The organism is Streptomyces cupreus (genome assembly GCF_014257025.1).
In the GTDB taxonomy this organism is placed as follows: domain Bacteria; phylum Actinomycetota; class Actinomycetes; order Streptomycetales; family Streptomycetaceae; genus Streptomyces; species Streptomyces cupreus.
Map to the genome: position 1 here is coordinate 107,401 of NZ_JACMSF010000021.1, position 17,551 is coordinate 124,951.

General features: G+C 70.2%; 30 protein-coding genes and 1 pseudogene. All 31 read left to right on the plus strand.

Annotated elements, in window-relative coordinates; translation table 11 throughout:
- Positions 1-83: 83 nt before the first annotated feature.
- On the plus strand, positions 84-356 hold the full coding sequence (locus H4N64_RS20665) for a hypothetical protein (protein ID WP_186283868.1): 273 nt from the start codon (positions 84-86) through the stop codon (positions 354-356).
- Positions 353-739, plus strand: coding sequence for a hypothetical protein (locus H4N64_RS20670; RefSeq protein ID WP_186283869.1), 387 nt, complete (start codon positions 353-355; stop codon positions 737-739). The genes H4N64_RS20665 and H4N64_RS20670 overlap by 4 nt, the downstream gene beginning before the upstream one ends.
- 131 nt (positions 740-870) lie before the next feature.
- Entirely contained in the window at positions 871-1,047 is a 177-nt protein-coding gene (locus H4N64_RS20675; RefSeq protein ID WP_186283870.1) for a hypothetical protein, read from the plus strand.
- Positions 1,044-1,358: a hypothetical protein gene (locus H4N64_RS20680; RefSeq protein WP_186283871.1), complete on the plus strand. Its 315-nt coding sequence runs from the start codon at positions 1,044-1,046 to the stop codon at positions 1,356-1,358. The genes H4N64_RS20675 and H4N64_RS20680 overlap by 4 nt, the downstream gene beginning before the upstream one ends.
- Positions 1,355-1,624, plus strand: a complete 270-nt coding sequence (locus tag H4N64_RS20685) for a hypothetical protein (RefSeq protein ID WP_186283872.1) — start codon at positions 1,355-1,357, stop codon at positions 1,622-1,624. Before H4N64_RS20680 ends, H4N64_RS20685 begins: the two co-directional genes overlap by 4 nt.
- 88 nt (positions 1,625-1,712) lie before the next feature.
- Positions 1,713-2,570 carry a toprim domain-containing protein gene (locus H4N64_RS20690; RefSeq protein ID WP_186283873.1) on the plus strand — a complete coding sequence of 286 codons (858 nt, stop codon included), beginning with the start codon at positions 1,713-1,715 and terminating at the stop codon, positions 2,568-2,570.
- Positions 2,567-3,691 (plus strand): AAA family ATPase, encoded by a 1,125-nt coding sequence (locus tag H4N64_RS20695; protein ID WP_186283874.1) that lies wholly within the window; start codon positions 2,567-2,569, stop codon positions 3,689-3,691. Before H4N64_RS20690 ends, H4N64_RS20695 begins: the two co-directional genes overlap by 4 nt.
- A 187-nt stretch (positions 3,692-3,878) precedes the next feature.
- A complete protein-coding gene (locus H4N64_RS20700; RefSeq protein ID WP_186283875.1) occupies positions 3,879-4,727 on the plus strand; it encodes a hypothetical protein in 849 nt (282 codons plus the stop codon).
- 64 nt (positions 4,728-4,791) lie between these two features.
- Positions 4,792-5,037, plus strand: a complete 246-nt coding sequence (locus H4N64_RS45190) for a hypothetical protein (protein ID WP_186283904.1) — start codon at positions 4,792-4,794, stop codon at positions 5,035-5,037.
- The gene (locus tag H4N64_RS20710; protein WP_186283876.1) at positions 5,034-5,432 is read left to right on the plus strand and encodes a hypothetical protein; all 399 of its coding nucleotides are present in this window, start codon (positions 5,034-5,036) and stop codon (positions 5,430-5,432) included. Before H4N64_RS45190 ends, H4N64_RS20710 begins: the two co-directional genes overlap by 4 nt.
- Before the next feature lie 108 nt (positions 5,433-5,540).
- Positions 5,541-6,050: a single-stranded DNA-binding protein gene (locus tag H4N64_RS20715; RefSeq protein WP_186283877.1), complete on the plus strand. Its 510-nt coding sequence runs from the start codon at positions 5,541-5,543 to the stop codon at positions 6,048-6,050.
- Between the two features lie 19 nt (positions 6,051-6,069).
- Positions 6,070-6,237, plus strand: a complete 168-nt coding sequence (locus tag H4N64_RS20720; protein ID WP_186283878.1) for a hypothetical protein — start codon at positions 6,070-6,072, stop codon at positions 6,235-6,237.
- Positions 6,234-6,410 carry a hypothetical protein gene (locus H4N64_RS20725; RefSeq protein ID WP_186283879.1) on the plus strand — a complete coding sequence of 59 codons (177 nt, stop codon included), beginning with the start codon at positions 6,234-6,236 and terminating at the stop codon, positions 6,408-6,410. Before H4N64_RS20720 ends, H4N64_RS20725 begins: the two co-directional genes overlap by 4 nt.
- Positions 6,407-7,030, plus strand: coding sequence for a hypothetical protein (locus tag H4N64_RS20730; RefSeq protein ID WP_186283880.1), 624 nt, complete (start codon positions 6,407-6,409; stop codon positions 7,028-7,030). The genes H4N64_RS20725 and H4N64_RS20730 overlap by 4 nt, the downstream gene beginning before the upstream one ends.
- Positions 7,030-7,203: a hypothetical protein gene (locus tag H4N64_RS20735; protein ID WP_186283881.1), complete on the plus strand. Its 174-nt coding sequence runs from the start codon at positions 7,030-7,032 to the stop codon at positions 7,201-7,203. The genes H4N64_RS20730 and H4N64_RS20735 overlap by 1 nt, the downstream gene beginning before the upstream one ends.
- Positions 7,204-7,256: 53 nt before the next feature.
- A complete protein-coding gene (locus tag H4N64_RS20740) occupies positions 7,257-7,466 on the plus strand; it encodes a hypothetical protein (RefSeq protein ID WP_336246743.1) in 210 nt (69 codons plus the stop codon).
- Positions 7,467-7,566: 100 nt separating this feature from the next.
- Positions 7,567-7,827 (plus strand): hypothetical protein, encoded by a 261-nt coding sequence (locus H4N64_RS20745; protein WP_186283882.1) that lies wholly within the window; start codon positions 7,567-7,569, stop codon positions 7,825-7,827.
- Positions 7,824-8,189, plus strand: coding sequence for a DUF6907 domain-containing protein (locus tag H4N64_RS20750; RefSeq protein WP_186283883.1), 366 nt, complete (start codon positions 7,824-7,826; stop codon positions 8,187-8,189). The genes H4N64_RS20745 and H4N64_RS20750 overlap by 4 nt, the downstream gene beginning before the upstream one ends.
- Positions 8,186-8,851 carry a helix-turn-helix domain-containing protein gene (locus tag H4N64_RS20755; protein WP_186283884.1) on the plus strand — a complete coding sequence of 222 codons (666 nt, stop codon included), beginning with the start codon at positions 8,186-8,188 and terminating at the stop codon, positions 8,849-8,851. Before H4N64_RS20750 ends, H4N64_RS20755 begins: the two co-directional genes overlap by 4 nt.
- On the plus strand, positions 8,848-9,021 hold the full coding sequence (locus tag H4N64_RS20760; RefSeq protein ID WP_186283885.1) for a hypothetical protein: 174 nt from the start codon (positions 8,848-8,850) through the stop codon (positions 9,019-9,021). Before H4N64_RS20755 ends, H4N64_RS20760 begins: the two co-directional genes overlap by 4 nt.
- Positions 9,018-9,338 carry a hypothetical protein gene (locus H4N64_RS20765; RefSeq protein WP_186283886.1) on the plus strand — a complete coding sequence of 107 codons (321 nt, stop codon included), beginning with the start codon at positions 9,018-9,020 and terminating at the stop codon, positions 9,336-9,338. Before H4N64_RS20760 ends, H4N64_RS20765 begins: the two co-directional genes overlap by 4 nt.
- A gap of 2 nt (positions 9,339-9,340) precedes the next feature.
- Entirely contained in the window at positions 9,341-9,529 is a 189-nt protein-coding gene (locus H4N64_RS20770; protein ID WP_186283887.1) for a DUF6257 family protein, read from the plus strand.
- Positions 9,530-9,615: 86 nt separating this feature from the next.
- Positions 9,616-11,697, plus strand: a complete 2,082-nt coding sequence (locus tag H4N64_RS20775) for a P-loop NTPase family protein (protein ID WP_222109201.1) — start codon at positions 9,616-9,618, stop codon at positions 11,695-11,697.
- 188 nt (positions 11,698-11,885) lie between these two features.
- Positions 11,886-12,086 carry a hypothetical protein gene (locus H4N64_RS20780; protein WP_186283888.1) on the plus strand — a complete coding sequence of 67 codons (201 nt, stop codon included), beginning with the start codon at positions 11,886-11,888 and terminating at the stop codon, positions 12,084-12,086.
- Between the two features lie 124 nt (positions 12,087-12,210).
- The gene (locus H4N64_RS20785) at positions 12,211-12,504 is read left to right on the plus strand and encodes an HNH endonuclease (protein ID WP_186283889.1); all 294 of its coding nucleotides are present in this window, start codon (positions 12,211-12,213) and stop codon (positions 12,502-12,504) included.
- Positions 12,505-12,513: 9 nt separating this feature from the next.
- Positions 12,514-12,735, plus strand: a complete 222-nt coding sequence (locus H4N64_RS20790; RefSeq protein ID WP_186283890.1) for a hypothetical protein — start codon at positions 12,514-12,516, stop codon at positions 12,733-12,735.
- Positions 12,736-12,886: 151 nt separating this feature from the next.
- Positions 12,887-13,162, plus strand: a complete 276-nt coding sequence (locus H4N64_RS20795) for a hypothetical protein (RefSeq protein WP_186283891.1) — start codon at positions 12,887-12,889, stop codon at positions 13,160-13,162.
- Entirely contained in the window at positions 13,125-14,684 is a 1,560-nt protein-coding gene (locus tag H4N64_RS20800; protein WP_260859836.1) for a terminase large subunit domain-containing protein, read from the plus strand. Before H4N64_RS20795 ends, H4N64_RS20800 begins: the two co-directional genes overlap by 38 nt.
- Before the next feature lie 12 nt (positions 14,685-14,696).
- A complete protein-coding gene (locus H4N64_RS20805) occupies positions 14,697-15,911 on the plus strand; it encodes a phage portal protein (protein WP_186283892.1) in 1,215 nt (404 codons plus the stop codon).
- Positions 15,908-16,582, plus strand: a complete 675-nt coding sequence (locus tag H4N64_RS20810) for an HK97 family phage prohead protease (protein WP_186283893.1) — start codon at positions 15,908-15,910, stop codon at positions 16,580-16,582. The genes H4N64_RS20805 and H4N64_RS20810 overlap by 4 nt, the downstream gene beginning before the upstream one ends.
- 135 nt (positions 16,583-16,717) lie before the next feature.
- Positions 16,718-17,551, plus strand: a pseudogene (locus H4N64_RS20815) (hypothetical protein); the annotation flags it as partial.

Here is a 17,551-nt window from a genome sequence, read left to right on the forward strand (position 1 = left end):
AACGACGAAGCGGCCGGGTACCAGCCGGCCGCCTCTGTCGAGCAAATCCACGAACCCACGCAATGAGATCGGAAGACAGCTCTATGCACAGCATCGCACAGGCGTCAACGGCGACGCCCAACCCGAGTGGCCAGCGCAGCGACACCGAGACCTTCGAAGCCCTCGCCGTCGAACACAACCTGACCGTCGAGGAGTGGGACACCACCGACCTCGCCGAAGACCTCCGCGACAAGTTCCTCGCCCTCTACATCGAGAGCCGCGACCGGAAGACCATCGCCGTTCCCCTCGGCCAGGACCCCGCGCACCGGCTCGCCGCCGTCCGCGCCGTCCTCGCCCACCTGGAGGTGACGGCATGACGACGACCCTGGACGCGCCCCTCAACGGCGCCGCGCTGTACATCGCGACCGCCGCCTACAACGAGGCCCTCACCAGGCCCCACCCGGCCGCCACGCTCGACGACATGTGCGACGCCCTGGCCGTGATCATGCCGAGCCTCCTCAACGTCGTAAAGGCCAAGGGCGGCGCCGAGTACGCCGAGGCATTGCAGGCCGCCGTCGCCGACCGGCTGTGGGCCTTCACCGCCATCGAGCACAGCCGCATCGAGGCGGGAGAGGGCTACGGCTACCTCTTCGACCTCCTGGCCGACAGCCTCAAGGGCGGCGCCGACCCTCACATGGTCAGGACGACCGCGCTCGACGCACCCGGAAAGATCCGCGCGCTTGCCAAGGCTGCCGCGTGAGTGCCGCGACCACCGCCGCGGCCGGAGACACCTCCGGCCGCCCGGCCCGCACCGAGCGCAGGGAACACTCCGCCGATTCCGTGTTGCCCTTGACCACAGGCGCGGCGCCTAAAGGATCGAAGGAGGATTCCGTGGCCTCTCCGCACCGTTCGGCCCGACCCGTGCGCTTCGAGGATGCCGCGCGGAACGCCGCTTACTGGGCGCGCATCGACCGCATCGTCGACAAGGCGCCGCCCCTCACCGACGACCAACGCGCCTGCATCCGCGCCGCGTTCCATCAGCCCGAGGCGCGGAGGGCAGCAGCATGAACACCCCGCTCGACACGTTCCTGTCCGACCAGGCCCTGGCCACCGCGCGGACCGCAGCCGCCGACCCGAGCACCGTTCCCGTCGCGGTCACCGCCGCCAACGGCGAGCAGTGCACCTGGTGCGACTGCCCCGATGGGCCCAACTCCCCGCACAACAAGCCCGGCTACGTCTGCGGCGGCTGCCCGGCCACCGCCAAGTACGTCGTCAGCACCTTCACCGGACCCAACCTCCGGTACGACTTCCCGGCCTGCGACCGGCACCACACCGACATCCTCGCGTCCATCGCACAGATCGTGGGAGGCACCCGATGACCGACCGTGCACCTGGGCGGTGGCCCGTCGACCAGCCCGTCGCCCTCGACGAGGGGGTCCATAGCGTGGACACCCCTGACGCTGACGAGCTGTACGTGCAGCGTGCCGCCGAGAAGGCCCTCCACGAGATGGTGCTCGACTCCATCCGGCACGACCTGGAGCAGCAGCCCAGCCCGCTCACGGTCCTCACCGCCGCCCGCAACTGGTGCACGCGAATCACCGCGGCCGCCGAGGAAATCGCCCGCGAGAAGCGCAAGGCCGCCTAAGCCGCTGGCCGGGCGCCGTCGTCCCCCCGCCGCGCCCGGCCAGCACCACACGAACCACCTGATCCAGCTCGCAGAAGAGAGCACGTTCGTGACCCACGAAATCGCCTTCAACCGGCTCGCGGATCTTCTCCGCGACCGTGGCGAGCCCACGCGCTACACCGGCGGCAAGCTCCGCACGCGCGGCATCTGCCACGGAGGCGACGCCAAGGACACCGTCGCCATCACCCGCATCTCCAACGGCGTCGCCGTGTACTGCCACAAGTGTCAGGGCAACACCGACTTCCTGGCCGAGATCGGGTGGACTCTGGCCGACCTGCACGACGAACCCCTCGAGCGGTCGCGTGACCGGCCGGCCGACGACGCGTGGATGCCGTGCCGGGACCGCGGCCACAAGCGGGTCGCGCAGTACGTTTACCGCGACGAGAAGGGGGCCGTCGTCCACGGTGTCACTCGTTGCGACGCCAAGGACTTCTGGCAGTGGCGGCCCGACGCGACCGCCAAGTCCGGGCGCCGTTGGAGCCTCAACGACCAGCAGGGCAACCGACTCGTGCCCCTCGTGCCGTACCGGCTGCCTGAGCTGCTCGCCGCCAAGCAGGCCGACCGCGTCATCTGGATCGCCGAAGGCGAGAAGGACGTGCACGCGCTCGTCGACCACGGGCTCGCTGCTACCTGCAACGCGGGCGGCAGCGGCAAGTGGACCGCCGAGCACGCCCACTACCTGGACGGCGCCGACGTCACCATCGTCGCCGACCGCGACGCCAAGGGGCGCGAGCACGCGCTCGCCGTCGTCGAGTCGCTCCGCCGCCTGGCGCACACGGTGTACGTCGTCCAGGCCAAGACCGGCAAGGACGCCGCCGACCACTTCGCCGTCGGCCACACCGACTCCGAGTTCGTTCAGGTGTGGGCGCCCCTCCCGCACCCGCAGGACCCGGCGGTAACCGCATGACGACCGCGCCCACCTGGGCACCGGACATCGGCACGGACACCACACATGAGCCAGAGCAGGGCACCGCTGGGCAATCCTCCGAGGAACACTTCGAAGCCCGCCTCAAGGCGATGGAAGCCGAACTGCTCGGCACCGAGGACCTCGACAACATCCCCGCCCTCGAACCGATCATCGACGACGTTCTCTTCCGGGACACCATCGCGCGGATCTACGGAGCGTCCGGCACCTTCAAGTCCTTCATGACCCTGGACATGGCCGGATGTGTCGGCACTGGCACCCCCTGGCACGGCCAGCCCGTACAGCAGGGGATCGTCGTCTACCTGGTAGCGGAGGGCGTGAAGGGCATCCGTAAGCGCGTGCGCGCCTGGGAGCAGCATCACGGCCGCAAGATGACCGGCGTCAAGTTCCTGCCCCGCCCCGTACAGGCGATGGACCTTGAGTGGCTCGTCCTCGTCGAGTTGTGCCGTCGGCTACAGCCGGCGCTCGTCGTCATCGACACCCAGGCCCGCGTCACGGTCGGCATCGAGGAGAACTCCAACACCGAGATGGGTCGCGTCGTCGACCGCATGGAACAGCTTCGAGGCGCATGCGGTGCCTGCATCCTCCTCGTCCACCACACCGGCCACGACGGCGACCGCGGCCGAGGAGCCACCGCCGTCAAGGGCGCACTGCAGACCGAGATCGGAGTAGAGCGCAAGGGCAAGGGCCTGTGCGACAGCCAGGTCACCCTGAAGACCGGCAAACAGAAGGACGACGAGGAACTCGGCGACATCGTCTTCGGCCTCCACCAAGTGCTGCTGGACGGCGAAGCGAAGGAGGACGGAAGCCCCGTCACCTCCGTCGTGCTCGTGCCTCTGGACCCGGCAGGGCAACCCCAGGCGCGCACCGGATACCAGGGCCGGGTGGAGGAAGTGTCGGCCGCGCTGGACGCCGCCAACGTGCCGTCCGGCTACGGCCGCGACCGCCTCCGTACCGAGTGCAGCCGGCTCGGAATCAAGGCGGAGAACAGCCTCCTGTCCGACGTCGCAAAGCATCGCCGGAACCAGACGAACCAGACGAATCACCTGTCCGCAAACCTGTCCGCAGCCCCTCCGGAGACAGGACAGGAGGAATGGGACTAAACGCCTGTCCGCACTTTGCGGACAGGTCAGAGAGAAAACCCAGGTCAGACCTGTCCCGGACAGATAACGGACAGGTGCGGACAGGGCAGTTCGGACGACCTGTCCGCTCCGCTCCCCTCCTTTAGGGAGCGGACAGGTCGGACAGCCGAACAACCCCACCACCCACAACAGCCCCTCAGGAGCACCCGTGCCGAAGCAGCTCACCACCCAGAACGCCACCATCACCACAGCCGCCGTCGAGATGAAGACCCTCACCGTCAGCGGCAAGCAAGTCACCCTCGCCGTGTTCCGGCAGCTCATCAAGGAGCCCCTCGTCGCCGACGACGGCACCCTCAACGGCAGCCCCTGGGGCACGGTCAACTACCACCCCGACAAGTGCGAGGCGGAGACCGCCCACTGGCACATCGTCTGGCAGAAGGGCACCGAACTCCGCAGGGCCTACGTGAACGTCGCCCCGAAGTTCGATTACATCGCGCCCGCCGGCCACTACCAGCCACGCTCTCGCTGGTACACCAGCACGGCCGCCAATCAGTACCTGACCGCCCTTGTCTACATGGGACTCAAGGCAGGCGATGACCCGCTCCTCGCCCCGCGCCCTCGCCGCTCCTACGGCCACCCGGACGAGACGGACACCTATCTGGCGGAGCTCGAACTGCCGGCGGAGCTGTCCAGGGCCGAGACCTTCCCGGTACTGGCCACCGTGGCGAAGGCCGCTACCGATGCCGCCGACCTGTCGGCCAGCTACCGCGCCGCCCAGGCAGTAGTCGACCGGGGGCTCAGTGAGTACGAGAGCACTACCTCGCCCGACTGGCGGGCGAAGGCCATTGCGCAGCGCCAAGAGACCGCCCAGCACTACCGCCAGAAGTACGACGAGGCCATGGCTGCCCTGCGCGTCCTGATCGAAAGGCGCGGCGGCTTCGACGCAATTAGCGACACCTACGCCGCGGAGATCGATGCGGAAGAAGGCCGTCGGCAGCGGCACCGAGATGCGCGCGCCACCCTCGCGGAACTTCCCCAACTGTTCATCGCGGTCTGACCGGCCGGGCCTGTCGCTATCAGGCCCGGCCACCAGGCCAGCACACCACACGAAGGGGCTTGCCGTGAACGTCAACGACGTCGTCGCCGAGAAGATCGCCGCCGCCCGGGCCAGGGCCGAGGCGGCCAAGCGCCGGCGCGCAGCGTTCGCCGCCAACCGGCAGCGCGGCCTCGCCCTCCGGCACGCCGCCCGCCTCCGCAACCAGGCTTCCGCCCGCACGACGGACGGAACTGCGACCGAGTCCGACTCGGCCGCAACCGCTGCGGTGGAGTCCGCCTCCACCGCAAACACCACCGAGGAGAACCCGTGACCACGACCAAGACCCTCGCTCAGCTCGCCGAAGAGATGGACGGCACGCAGCCGGATGCCGTCCTGATCACCGAGGACAGCCGCATGGTCGACGTCAACCTGCCCGCCAACCCCGAGCACTTCGCCGAGTACGCCGCCGCCGTCCTGCGCTGCGACCTCGTCGAGCACGTGAAGATCGCGCCCGGCCTGCACCTCTGGATGGACGAAGAGGGCCTCGGCGAGCGACCGCGCAACGCGTTCATCACCTGGTTCACCCAGAACCACCCCGACAGCAGCGAACTGATCGTCCACGGACCGGTGCTCGTCACCGGCCATCACGGCGACCAGGTGGCACCACTGGAGGGAGCCGACTACCTCCATCTCGCCCTGGCATACGGGCCGCTCTCGACCGCCTGAACCGCATACCACGGCCGGGCCCGCGGATATCGGGCCCGGCCACCCGCCCAGCATCCCGCGACTGAACTCCTTCAGGAAGTTCAGTCGCCCACCCCGAAGGAGCCCGCCATGGCAGGCGAGACCGTCATCACCATCGTCGGCAACCTGGTCGACGACCCCGAACTCCGCTTCACCCCGGCCGGCGCCGCCGTCGCCAAGTTCCGCATCGCATCCACCCCGCGCCGCTTCAACAAGACCACCAACGAGTGGGAGGACGGCGACGCCCTGTTCCTCACCTGCTCGGTGTGGCGGCAGGCAGCCGAGCACGTCGCCGAATCCCTCACCCGCGGCATGCGCGTCATCGTGCAGGGCCGGCTGAAGCAGCGGTCCTACGAGGACAAGGAGCAGGTGAAGCGCACGGTGTACGAGCTGGACGTCGACGAGGTCGGGCCGTCCCTCACCTACGCCACCGCCAAGGTCACCAAGGCCAGCGGCGGCAACCGTGGGGCTAAGCCCACGGACGACCCGTGGGCGGGCGCGAAGCCCGCGAACGGCCAGCAGCAGGGTGGCGGATGGGGTGGCGCGCAGCAGCAACCCGCCACCCAGGGCGCCGGCTACTCCGACACCCCGCCTTTCTGATCTCCGAGAGGACGCGACCATGACCGACCACGACATCCAGCTGCTTGCCCTCGGGACCGCGCTGGGCATCTACATCATGCTGCTCATTCAGATCATCGGCGGCGTCCTCGACGACCGCCGCGACCGCAGGGTCGCCCGCGCCGCCGAGGCCCAGCTGAAGGCTGCGCTCGAGAGGGCCGAGGCGTGAGCAGCTCCGCGCAGTGGGCCGCCCGCATCCAGAAGGTGATCCGGGCGGCCGAGGCCGACGGCTACGAGGTGCTGATCGGCGACGAGCAGGCCGACACCCGCATCGAGATCCGCCTCTGCGCAGCAGCCGACCCAGAAGACGACGGCACCCTGATCCTGGAGTGGAACGCATGAATGAGTGCGGCCTGTGCGAGCGCGCCCTCGAGCACGGCTATCTCTGCAATGGGGATCTGCTCGCCCTGGCGGAGCGCCTCGACCGCATGCCGAAGCTGTACACCGCCCTCGGCGCGTTCCTCGCCCCGGCCGTCCACGGCGGCGGCGAACGCACCGGCAAGGGTCACGCCACAGCCGTGCTCCCCGTGAACGAGGCCGTCCTCGACCTCCGTTACGGAGGCATTGCCCTCGTCCTGGAGTCGTGGCGGTCCGACGTGCAGGCCTGCCGCGGCTGGGGCGAGCCCGCCATCGAGGGCAGCGTCGAACGCCGCGTGCTCGCGTCCGCCCGCTGGCTGGGCATGAGCCTGGAGTGGATCGCCGCCTCCTATCCGGCGGCCGGCGATCTGGCCCGCGAGGTACGGGAGATGGAGGGCGCGGCCCTGTCCATCGTCGGCGCCCTCCCGGAGCGCGGCCGCCGCATCGGGCAGTGCGTCGCCGTGGACGCGTCCGGCGTGATCTGCGGGGCCGTCCTGTACCACCGTCCCGGCGAGACGCGCCTCGCCTGCCCGTGGTGCACGTGCGTGTACGAGGCGCGCGACTTCCTGATGTTGAAGACGCTGCAGCCGGAGGGGGCGTCCTGATGCCGTCCAGCTACGTCACGTGCCGCGTCCAGTCTGGGCGCGGCGTCCAGTGCACGGCCGAGGCCGTCGACCCCGACGCCGAACTCAAGATCTGTACGCGGCACCTGGCGGAGGCCATGCGTCTCATCGAGCGTGCGCGGCGGCGGGCGCCGAAGGGCGAGGGAGAATCATGACCACTATGCAATCAGGGGTTGTGCATAACGGGGGGTGCGCTATCCTCGGAGAGGTGGAAACACCCTCATGGAGGGACCGGATCCGCACGGAAGACGCGCTGCTGGAACAGCTCGACGACCAGGCGGAGCAGGCCCGCAAGAGACGAGCGCAAGCCCTGAAGGACGGGGCCGACGAACTCGGCAGCGTCTACGCCGTGGCGAAACAGCTGCACCTCAGCTGGACCGCCGTAGCGAAGGCGATCAAGAAGTACACAACCGAATAGACGAGGGCCGGACAGCAGCTCTCCCAGGTGCTGGAACACCAGGGAGGCGATCGCACCGCCCGACCCTCTACCGAACATCCTGACGAGACCAGGAGTCGGCATGACCGATCATTTCGCGTGCGCCGAAGCGCCCGCAAGTTGCCCCATTCCCGAACCCACTGACCTCGACGTCGCCATCAGCGTCGCGCAGCAGCTCCTCGGCAGCGACCAGATCCTCTCCCTCCGCGAGGCCCTCCGCCTCCTCCTCCGCGCCCTCGACGCCGAGCCCATCAGCGAGGAAGAGGCCGCGCGCCGCTCCGTCGACCGTGCCTTCCCCGCCGTCGCCGCGTTCCTCGCCGCCGAGCGGGGTGAACGCAAGTGAGCACCGAACCCCGCACCGCAATGGTGAACGTCTTCGTCACCAAGCCCCTGGAGATCGACGAACCCGACTGGTGCACCGGCACCCACGATCGGCACGCCCAGTACAAGGTCGACATCACCCACGACGGCCCCGAGCACGACATCGCCCCCAGCGGACAGACCCTGCTCCGCGCCTTCCTCACCCAAGCCCCGTTCGCCACCAAAGACCGCTCCGTCGGCCTGTACATCGAGTCCGCCGACTTTACCGGCACCCACACCCCGGCCGAGGTCGAGCAGCTCGCCAACGACCTCGTCGAGGCGGCCGACCAGCTGCGGGCCCTCGGCCGCCAGCTCGCCGAAATCCTCGCCGGGGGCACCGCGTGAACGACTCCCGCGCGTGGATCCGCCGCGCCTCAACCGCGGCCGGCCTCGCCTACACCGCCATCGCCGAGTACGAACTCGCCCGCAGACTCGGCGCCCAGGTGCCGATCGCCGTCATGCTGCCCGTCAGCATCGACTGCTACGTCGTCGCCGCCCTCAAGTGGTTCCGGCCCTTCGACGTCGCCCTGTCCCTCGCCCTGATGGGCGCCGCCCAGGTCGCCGCCCACGCCCTGGACGCGGGCGTCGTCGAGGTCGACCTGACCCTCGTCACCGTCGTCTCCCTCCTCGTCCCCGTGGCGCTCTGGAGGACTCATGCGCTCGCCAGGCACACGCCACGGGACGCCACCCCGCCCGCCACCGTCCCGCCCGTCCCCGAGCAGACGCCAACTGTCCAACCGCCCGCCGCGGTCACCCTCGACCGCGTCGGCGAGCAGGACGCCCCCGAGACGCCCGAACTCCCGCCCGGGACGGACCAAGACACCGAGGACGCCGAGGCGTCCCCGCCCGCCCTCCTCACGTCCAAGGACGTCGCCGAACTCTTCGGCGTCGACCCCTCCACCGTCCGCAGCTGGGTCCACTCAGGACGCCTCGAAGTCCACGACAAGGACGCCCGAGGACACAACCTCTTCCACCCCGACAACCTCCCCCAAGAGGCACGGACATGAAGCACCTCATCCTCGGCGCCCTCCTCGGCCTCCTCCTGCTCATCCCCCAACTCCTCACCGTCGTGGCCGCGGTCGCCGCCGCCCTGCTCTCACAGCCGGTCCTCGTGGCGTTCGCCCTCGGCGCGCTCGCCCGCCCGTACCTGCGCCGGCCGAAGCGGTGGGCGCGATGAACGAGCCGACCCCCCTGGACAAGGCCGAGGCCGCCGTGCGCGAGGCCTCGACGGACACCACCGCCGTACAACTGGCGCTCGCCGCCATGGAACTCGCCAAGGCCGCCCAGCAGCAGCCCGCGCCCGCCCCGTGCCAGCACCACCACACCCCCGCCAGCCGAAGCGCCAGCCAGTGGCTCGCCATCGCGGCGGCCGTCTGCATCGGCGGCATCGGCATCGCCTTCGCGTCCATCGCCATCGCGGTCGGCGCCTGCTGCGCCACCGCCTGCCTGCTCATCCTGCGCGGCCTGTGGGCCGACTTCCGTAAGGGGAAATGACCATGGCCAAGAACGACGACATCCGGTTCTCCGACTTCACCACCGGCGAGAAACTCCGCGTGATCGGGCTGTGCGCCCGGATGGTCAAGCGGGGCCTCGCCGACGACGGCACCGGCCGGGTCCTCGAGGACCTCCAGCGCAAGGTCGAGCGCATCGAGAAGAAGGCGCAGCGCCGCAAGAACGGCCGATAGCCCCGCCCCGGGGACGGCGTCCTACCGCCAAGCAGCCGCCGTCCCCGGGCCTCCCGCAGCCCAACAAGGAGCAGGAAGAGCCCAGCATGACCGACATCCTCATCAAGCCGCCACAGGACGCCCCCCAGGACGGCCAGGGCGCCGTCGAGGACGTCGAAGCCGTCGACCGTCCTGACAACCCGCTCGCCGACTGGCTGACCGTCCCCGACGCCCCGATCCTGCCCGCCTGGGCACGCAACTGGGCATCCGTCCGCGCCAACACCGGCGCCTTCATCAAGGTCGGCTGGTGGCACGGCCGGTACCATGGCATCCGCAGCCCCAAGTACGCCGTCAAGGTCGTCGGCTACTCTGCGCGCGGCGCGTTCCGCGGCGGCCGGCGCCTGTGGCCCGTCCTCACCGCCCAGGACCACACCGCCGGCATCAAGGCCCTCCGCGTCCAGGTCAAGGCCAAGCCCGACGACGTCGTCCTCGCCGCCCAGGCCGTCGTCGCGCACCGGGAGCGCACCGAGGCCCGCCGCTGGCGCTGGGGTGCCGCCCTCGGCCTGGCCGCCGCCGCAGCCGTCGCCCTCAACTACGCCAGCCTCGGCCTGCAGATCGCCGCCGGCTGCATCGCCTGCGGAGGCCTTGCAGCCATCGGCTGGTCCGACGAGGCCCACATCCTCGACCACGGCACGCCGCCCCTGCGGATCGCCATGGACGCCCAGCAGCTCAACGACGCCCTCCGCGCGACAGGCCTGCTCAAGCAGGGCAAAGGCGACGAGGAAGGGCCCAAGGTCAACTGCGTGATGGGGCCGTTGCGCGACGGCAACGGGTGGGCCGTCATCTTCGACCTGCCCAAGGGCGGCGGTAAGAAGGCCGCCGACGTCCTCGCCAAGCGGACCGAGATCGCCGCCGAGCTCGGCGTCGACGAGATCCAGGTCATCATGAGCCGCGTCCGCGCATCTGCAGGCGGCAACGCAGGCCGCGTCTCCATGTGGGTCGCCGACGATGACCCCTACCTCGCGCCGCCCAACCCCTCACCGCTGGAACAGCTGGACACCTTCAGCATCTGGGACCCCATCCCCTTCGGCCAGGACGCCCGCGGCAACCGCGTCACCCTCCCGATCATCTGGCAGTCCATGTTCTTCGGCGGCCTGCCCCGCCGCGGCAAGACGTTCAGCCAGCGCCTCCTCACCGCCGCCGGCCTCCTCGACGCCTACGTGCGGCACTACGTCGCCGACTTCAAGGGCGGCCAGGACTGGATCCAGATGCGGCAGGTGGCCCACCGCCTGGTCCTCGGCGCCGAAGAGGACGCCATCGGCGCCTTCAAGGCCATGCTCAAGGAACTCCTCGCCGAGATGGAGCGCCGGTTCTCCATCCTGCGCGGCCTGCCCACCTCCATCTGCCCCGAGGGCAAGCTCACCCCCGAGATCGTCAAGCGGTACAACATGCCGTTCATCCTGTTCACGGTGGATGAGCTACAGGAAGCCTTCCTCGCCGTCGACGACCAGGAACGCGACGAGATCATCAACGACATGGCACGCATCGCCCGCCGCGGCCCCGCAGCCGGGTTCATCTCCAACTACGCATCCCAGCGCCCGGACGCCAAGTCCGTACCCACCAAGCTCCGCGAGATCATCACCATCCGCTACTCCACGCAGGTCGTCGACCAGACCAGCTCAGACATGGTCCTCGGCAAGGGCAAGGCCGCCCAGGGCGCCGACGCCTCCGTCCTGTCCGAGGAGCACAAGGGCGTCGGCGTGCTGGTCACCGGCCCGGCCTCGTTCGTCACAGTCAAGGCCGACATGCTGGAGACCGCAGCCTTCAACTCCATGTGCGCCAAGGGCCGCCTGCTGCGCGAGGCTTGCGGCCAGCTCACGGGCGATGCCGCCAACGACCCCAGCGCCCTCGCCGAGGCGTCCGGCATCACTGTCAGCCCCGTCCTGTCCGACTGCCTCTCCGTCATGCGGCACAGCGTCAAGATGCACACCGCCGACCTCCTCGCCCGCCTGGAGAACCTGGACGAGGACTACGGCGACTGGGACGCCGAACGCCTCGCCAAGGAGCTCGAGGACACTGGCGTGAAGCGCACCACCAAGCAGGTCAACATCAACGGCAAGAACCTCGCCGGATACCGCCGCGAAGACCTCGAAGCAGCCATGCCCACCGAGCTCCTCAACGCCCGGTAGAGGGGTCCCCCTCTACAACCCCCTCTACAAGGCCCCCCTCCAGACCCCCGCTACCCAGCGAGTGGATCTAGAGGGGGGCCTCTACCGTCGTAGACCCCCCTGTAGTGGCCCCTCACCTGCGAAGTAGTGGGGCTAGAGGGGGTACAGGCCACCCCCTGAATCAGCGCCCAGCGCGGCATCATGGGGTCATGGAGTCGCAGAACATCCGGCCCGGCCACCTCACCGCCCACCAGACCGCCCAGCAACTCGGCATCACCCTCGGAGGCGTCCGCCTCCTCGTCCACCGCGGCAGGTTGAAGCGCTCGGGCGGCACACCCCGCCAACCCTGGTACGCCGTCACAGACGTCGCCGCACTCCTCGCCGAACGCCAAGCACGCCCCGCCGCTTGACCCCAGGTCAGACAGCGTGTAACGATCTCGGTGAACAACTGTGCCCCGAAGCGGCACCACAAACACACGACGAAGCCCCGGCCAATCCCCCCGGCCGGGGCTTCGCCGTGCCCAGGGGGTGAGCGTGGCCACCGACCGCAGCGAACTCACCAGCTACGAGTACCGGCAGATACGCGCCCGCATCCTCGCCGCATCCGACGTCTGCATCGTCTGCGGCCACGGCGCCGCCGACGCGGTCGACCACATCCACCCCGTGAGCAAGGGCGGCGCCCGCAAGGACCCCGACAACCTCGGCCCCATCCACGGCGTGGCCGGCTGTCCCGTCTGCCTCCGCAAGTGCAACTCGGAGAAGAGCGACCGCCCGCTCGCCGAGGTCGTCCAGCTGCGCACGTCAGTCGACTGGTTCGCCGGACCGTAGGAGGACGCCATGCCCCAGCCCTGGACCACACCCCACGAACTCCGGGTCTTCAAGCAGTGGGAGCGCCGCCCCGATGGGGCCAGCGGGTGGATGGAGGCACAGCCCACCGGTCAGGTCCACCTGCTGTGCAACTGCGGGTACAGCACCGGCTGGATCCAGCACGAGCAGATGCCCAGCCGTGAGCAGCTGGTGGCCGAGCACGGCGAGCCCCTCGGATCCATCATGCGGTGACACAAACCCGCAGGTCAGAAGCATGATCGGATCGTTCCGGCCGGGATCTCCCAGTGATCTTTAGGAATCGGACATATCGCAACCCCGCGCCCAGCTTTTATTTTTCTCCCCCCGGGCCGATGACCCCGGATGATCTTGGAAGGGAGCCGGCATGGGGCCCGTCGAGGAAGCCGTGCGCGCCGACATCGAGCAGCTCGGCGACCTGGTCGGCGTCGAGCCGTCGCTGACCGAGCTGGCGTACACGCTGGCCGGCCGGATCGACGCCGCGCGGACCGCCGAGTGCGACACGTGCGGGGAGGCGATCCCCCAGGAGGACCGGCTGCTGCCCCAGTTGACCCGCGAGCTCCGGCAGACGCTCGCCCAGATCCTGGAGGGACGGGCGCCGGACGATGACGACGACCTCGGAGACCTGGGCACCCCCGACTGAGTTCGCCGAGGATCTGTACGAGCGCTACGGGCTGACCTGCCCGCCGCGGTGGGGCACACCGCGACACCCGGACCGGCCGTCGCTGGGCCCGAAGCTGTGGAAGGTCATGGCCAAGCTCGGCGCGCCGCCGATGCCGTGGCAGAAGTACGTGTCCGACGTCGCCCTGGAGATCGACCCGGACACCGGGCTGTTCGCGCACCGCGAGGTCGGCCTGTCCGTGTCCCGGCAGCAGGGCAAGACGGAACTGACGCTCGGCGCGCAGGTCCACCGCGCGCTCGCCTGGCCCCGGCAGAACATCGTGTACGCCGCCCAGACCCGCGGCATGGCGAGGCAGCGGTGGGAGGACGAGTTCTGGGAGAAGATCTCCAGCTCGGACCTGGCGAAGATGGCGCGCATCCGCAAGAGCAACGGCAACGAGGCGATCCTGTGGGGCCGCACCCGCTCGCGGATGGGCATCACGGCGAACACGGAGAAGGCCGGGCACGGGCCGCCCTTGGATCTCGGGTTCATCGACGAGGCATTCGCGCACGAGGATGACCGCCTGGAGCAGGCGTTCAGCCCGGCCATGCTGACCCGGGCCATGGCTCAGCTGTGGTGGGCGTCCGCGGGCGGCACCACGAAGAGTGTGTGGCTGAACAAGAAGCGGGAGAACGGACGCCGTCTGGTCGAAGCGCTGTGGGAGGCGCTCGCCGTCGACCTCTCGGCGCCGCGGCCGCGGGCCTGCTACTTCGAGTGGTTCGCCCCGGACGACATGGACCGGGCGGACCCGGCGACGTGGCGGGCGACGCTGCCCGCTCTCGGCTTCACGGTGACCGAGGAGGTCATCGCGGCTGAGCTGGAGAAGATGGACCCGGCCGAGTTCGACCGGGCCTATCTGAACCGCACCCGGCGGCCGACCCCGCCGACGGATCCGAACGTGCCGAAGGGCAAGTGGCCGGGCCTGCTCGACGCGGCGAGCAAGCCGGTGGCGTCGAGCGTCGCCCTGGCCATCGACGTGTCGCAGGACCGCAACCGTTCGGCGATCTCCGCCGCGTCGCTGCGGCCGGACGGGCGGGTGCACCTGGAGGTTGTGGCGTACCGGCCGGGCACGGACTGGGTGGTGCCCGCGGTGGCGCGGCTGCACCGGTTGTGGAAGCCGGTGGCCGTGGCGGTCGCGTCGGGCTCGCCCGCCGCGTCCCTGATCGACGATCTGGTGACGGCCGGGATCGACGTGCCGAAGGACAAGGCGAACCCCGAGCGCGGCGACCTCGCGGTCATGAGGAGCGGGGACGTCACCGAGGCGTGCGGCCAGCTGGCCGACGCGATGAACCAGGGCACAGTGCGCCACCTCGACCAGGTCCCGCTCACCGCCGCCGTGAACGGCGCCAGGACGCGCCGCCAGGGCGACGCCTGGACCCTGGACCGGACGAACTCCCTGGTGGACATCAGCCCGTTGTGTGCGGCGACGTGGGCCCGGTGGGCGCTGGTCATCCGGGGCCCGCACGTGATCGAGGACTACGACATCGCGGACTCGTTCGCGTGAGGGGAGGTGAGCATGGGCGCCTGGACCAGGCTGAAGAACGTGTTCGCCCGCGAGGCTCAGATCACGTCACCCGAGGATCTCCTGGCGCAATCGAGGGAGCGGCGCTCCGGCCGGGTGCCCGTCACCAACGAGACGGCGCTGCGCAACTCGGCGGTGTGGGCGTGCCTGCGGCTGCGCGCGGACCTGATGTCCAGCTTCCCCATCGACGTCTACCGCTACGTCAACGGCATCCAGGTCGAGGTACCCAAGCCCCCCGTCCTGGTCTCACCGGGCGGCACAGAGATGGGCATCAAGGAGTGGGTCTACTCCAGCCAGTTCGACCTCGACCGCGGCGGCAACGACTTCGGGATCATCACCGAACGCTCCGGGGTTATCGGCCCGGACGGGCGCGGCCTGCCCGGCCGGATCGACCTGGTCGAGCTCGGGTCGGTGTCGGTCCGCGGCAACGGCCCCACGATCACGAAGTACGTGATCGGCGGCAAGGAGTACGAGCCGTGGGAGGTCTGGCACGAGAAGCAGTACACCGTCGCCGGGTGCCCGCTCGGTCTGTCCCCGGTGGCGTTCGCCGCCTGGACGATCGAAGAGACCCTCTCTGCCCAGCAGTTCGCCCGTGACTGGTTCGCCGGCGGGGCCGTCCCCCTGGCCGAGCTGAAGAACACCGCGAAGACCGTCGACAAGGACGCGGCCCGCGTCGCCCGCGAGAACTTCCGCGCGGCCGTCGACTCCAGCGGCCTGTTCGTTCACGGCATGGACTGGGAGTACAAGCCGATCCAGGCCGTCGCCTCGCAGTCCAGCTTCCTCGAGGCCCGCCAGTACGGCGCCCAGGACATCGCCCGCTTCTTCGGCTGCCCCGGCGACCTCATCGACGTCGCCGTCTCGGGCAGCAGCGTCACCTACGCCAACATCGGTCAGCGCAACCTCCAGTTCCTGATCATGAACCTGGGGCCGGCCGTCGGCCGCCGCGAGGACGCATTCAGCCGCCGCCTGGTGTCCGGCCCGCGGTTCGTGAAGCTGAACACGGACGCACTGCTGCGCATGGACCCCGAGGCCCGCGCCCGCACGATCGGCGCGCGCATCACCAACCGGACGCTCACGCCGACCGAGGCCCGAGCCCTGGACAACCTGCCGCCGTTCACCGAGGACGACTACGCCGAGTTCGACCGGCTGTTCGGGTCGCGCTCGGTCCCCGCCCAACCCACGACCGCCGTACCGGGAGCATCGTCATGACCGCCTTGACCCGGGCCGCTGCGGCGGCCGACCGAGCCCAGCACATCCGCCAGCGCGCCGACCGGCCCTCGCAGCGACGCTGCGCCGAAGCCCCCGCCGCGCGCGCCACCGTCCGCGCCACCCTCTCCGGCGTGCAGCTGCGCGAGAGCGGCGACGGCGGCACGCTGGAGTTCGTCGGCCAGGCCACCGTGTACGAGCAGGCCTACGAGATGTGGGACATGTTCGGCCCGTACACCGAGGTCGTCTCCGAGGGCGCCGGCGCCGACTCCCTCGCGCGCGCCGACCTCGACGTGCCGCTCGTGCTCGGCCACGACCAGCTGCGCCGCCTGGCCCGCACCACCAACGGCAGCCTGTTCCTGACCGAGAGTGCCACCGGCCTGGACGTCCGCGCGCCCGCCCTGGACCCGGCGGACTATGACGTCGCCTACATCGCGCCGAAGCTGCGCGCGGGCCTGGTCGACGAGATGTCCTTCGCGTTCCGCATCGAGTCGGGCCAGTGGTCCCCGGACTACACCGAGTACCGGATCAACCGGTACGACATCCACCGCGGCGACGTCGCGATCGTCGGCTACGGCGCGAACCCGTACACCACCTCAACCCTGCGCCAGCCCGCTGCTGCCACGCAGTCGAGCCGGGCCCGGGCGCTGCTGGAGATCGCGCTCGCCCGCTGACCCCTGAACTTCCCGCCGCCCGGCGGGATATCTGCCCTGCGCTCTACGCGCACGAGCCCACCCGGCGCACTGCCTCGGGTGGCCGTCTGACCTGGACCGGGGCGCCTGGAATCTTCGAGAGAGAGGACCGACGAGATGACTCTCGCCGAGCTGATCGCCCAGGCGCGTACCGCGCTGGACACGGCGATCACCGCACGACAGCAGGAGCAGGACGCGCTGATGGCGCTGCGCTCCGACGAGAACCTGACCGAGGAGGCCGTCGCCGCCCGGGTGGCCACCCGCGATGCCGCAGACGCCGAGGTGACCCGCCGCCAGGAGGCCCTCGCCGAGCTGGAGGCGGAGCAGGCCCGCGAGGAAGAGCTGGCCGCGCTTCAGGCCCGCACCACGCCGGCCGCGACCCGCGCCCCGGCCTACGACCAGGTGCACCGGGTCGGCCAGGAGGAGCGGACCTACCGCCCGGACGAGGACCGGCGCGGCGCCCAGTTCCAGCGCGACGTGGCCGCCGCGTTCCTCGGCGACTACGAGGCCCGCGACCGCCTCGCCCGGCACATGCAGGAAGAGCGCGTCGAGCGCGGACAGCAGATCCGGGCGGTCGGCACTGGCGCGTTCGCTGGGCTGGTCATCCCGCAGTACCTGACCGACATGTACGCGCCGCTGGCCCGCGCCAACCGGCCGTTCGCCGACGCCTGCCGCCCGCACGTCCTGCCCGCGCAGGGTATGACGGTGGAGATCTCCCGGATCACCACCGGCTCGTCCGTCGACAACCAGTCGGCGGAGAACGCCGCGGTGGCCGAGCAGGACATGGACGACACCGCGCTGTCCGTCCCGGTCCGCACCGCGGCCGGCCAGCAGACCGCCTCTCGGCAGTCCATCGAGCGCGGCGCCGGCGTCGAGGACGTCATCCTGGACGACCTGTTCCGCGCCTATGGCAGCCGCCTGGACACCACCATGCTGAACGTGGCCACGGTG

Bases quoted from the DNA above. Each gene is read 5' to 3' on its own strand.
- H4N64_RS20680 (WP_186283871.1), top strand. From the start codon at position 1,044: ATGAACACCCCGCTCGACACGTTCCTGTCCGACCAGGCCCTGGCCACC.
- H4N64_RS20745 (WP_186283882.1), top strand. From the start codon at position 7,567: ATGACCGATCATTTCGCGTGCGCCGAAGCGCCCGCAAGTTGCCCCATT.
- H4N64_RS20730 (WP_186283880.1), top strand. From the start codon at position 6,407: ATGAATGAGTGCGGCCTGTGCGAGCGCGCCCTCGAGCACGGCTATCTC.
- H4N64_RS20810 (WP_186283893.1), top strand. From the start codon at position 15,908: ATGACCGCCTTGACCCGGGCCGCTGCGGCGGCCGACCGAGCCCAGCAC.
- H4N64_RS20670 (WP_186283869.1), top strand. From the start codon at position 353: ATGACGACGACCCTGGACGCGCCCCTCAACGGCGCCGCGCTGTACATC.
- H4N64_RS20775 (WP_222109201.1), top strand. From the start codon at position 9,616: ATGACCGACATCCTCATCAAGCCGCCACAGGACGCCCCCCAGGACGGC.
- H4N64_RS20760 (WP_186283885.1), top strand. From the start codon at position 8,848: ATGAAGCACCTCATCCTCGGCGCCCTCCTCGGCCTCCTCCTGCTCATC.
- H4N64_RS20805 (WP_186283892.1), top strand. From the start codon at position 14,697: ATGGGCGCCTGGACCAGGCTGAAGAACGTGTTCGCCCGCGAGGCTCAG.
- H4N64_RS20715 (WP_186283877.1), top strand. From the start codon at position 5,541: ATGGCAGGCGAGACCGTCATCACCATCGTCGGCAACCTGGTCGACGAC.
- H4N64_RS20800 (WP_260859836.1), top strand. From the start codon at position 13,125: ATGACGACGACCTCGGAGACCTGGGCACCCCCGACTGAGTTCGCCGAG.
- H4N64_RS20735 (WP_186283881.1), top strand. From the start codon at position 7,030: ATGCCGTCCAGCTACGTCACGTGCCGCGTCCAGTCTGGGCGCGGCGTC.
- H4N64_RS20695 (WP_186283874.1), top strand. From the start codon at position 2,567: ATGACGACCGCGCCCACCTGGGCACCGGACATCGGCACGGACACCACA.
- H4N64_RS20720 (WP_186283878.1), top strand. From the start codon at position 6,070: ATGACCGACCACGACATCCAGCTGCTTGCCCTCGGGACCGCGCTGGGC.
- H4N64_RS20685 (WP_186283872.1), top strand. From the start codon at position 1,355: ATGACCGACCGTGCACCTGGGCGGTGGCCCGTCGACCAGCCCGTCGCC.
- H4N64_RS20770 (WP_186283887.1), top strand. From the start codon at position 9,341: ATGGCCAAGAACGACGACATCCGGTTCTCCGACTTCACCACCGGCGAG.
- H4N64_RS20765 (WP_186283886.1), top strand. From the start codon at position 9,018: ATGAACGAGCCGACCCCCCTGGACAAGGCCGAGGCCGCCGTGCGCGAG.
- H4N64_RS20795 (WP_186283891.1), top strand. From the start codon at position 12,887: ATGGGGCCCGTCGAGGAAGCCGTGCGCGCCGACATCGAGCAGCTCGGC.
- H4N64_RS20780 (WP_186283888.1), top strand. From the start codon at position 11,886: ATGGAGTCGCAGAACATCCGGCCCGGCCACCTCACCGCCCACCAGACC.
- H4N64_RS20790 (WP_186283890.1), top strand. From the start codon at position 12,514: ATGCCCCAGCCCTGGACCACACCCCACGAACTCCGGGTCTTCAAGCAG.
- H4N64_RS20665 (WP_186283868.1), top strand. From the start codon at position 84: ATGCACAGCATCGCACAGGCGTCAACGGCGACGCCCAACCCGAGTGGC.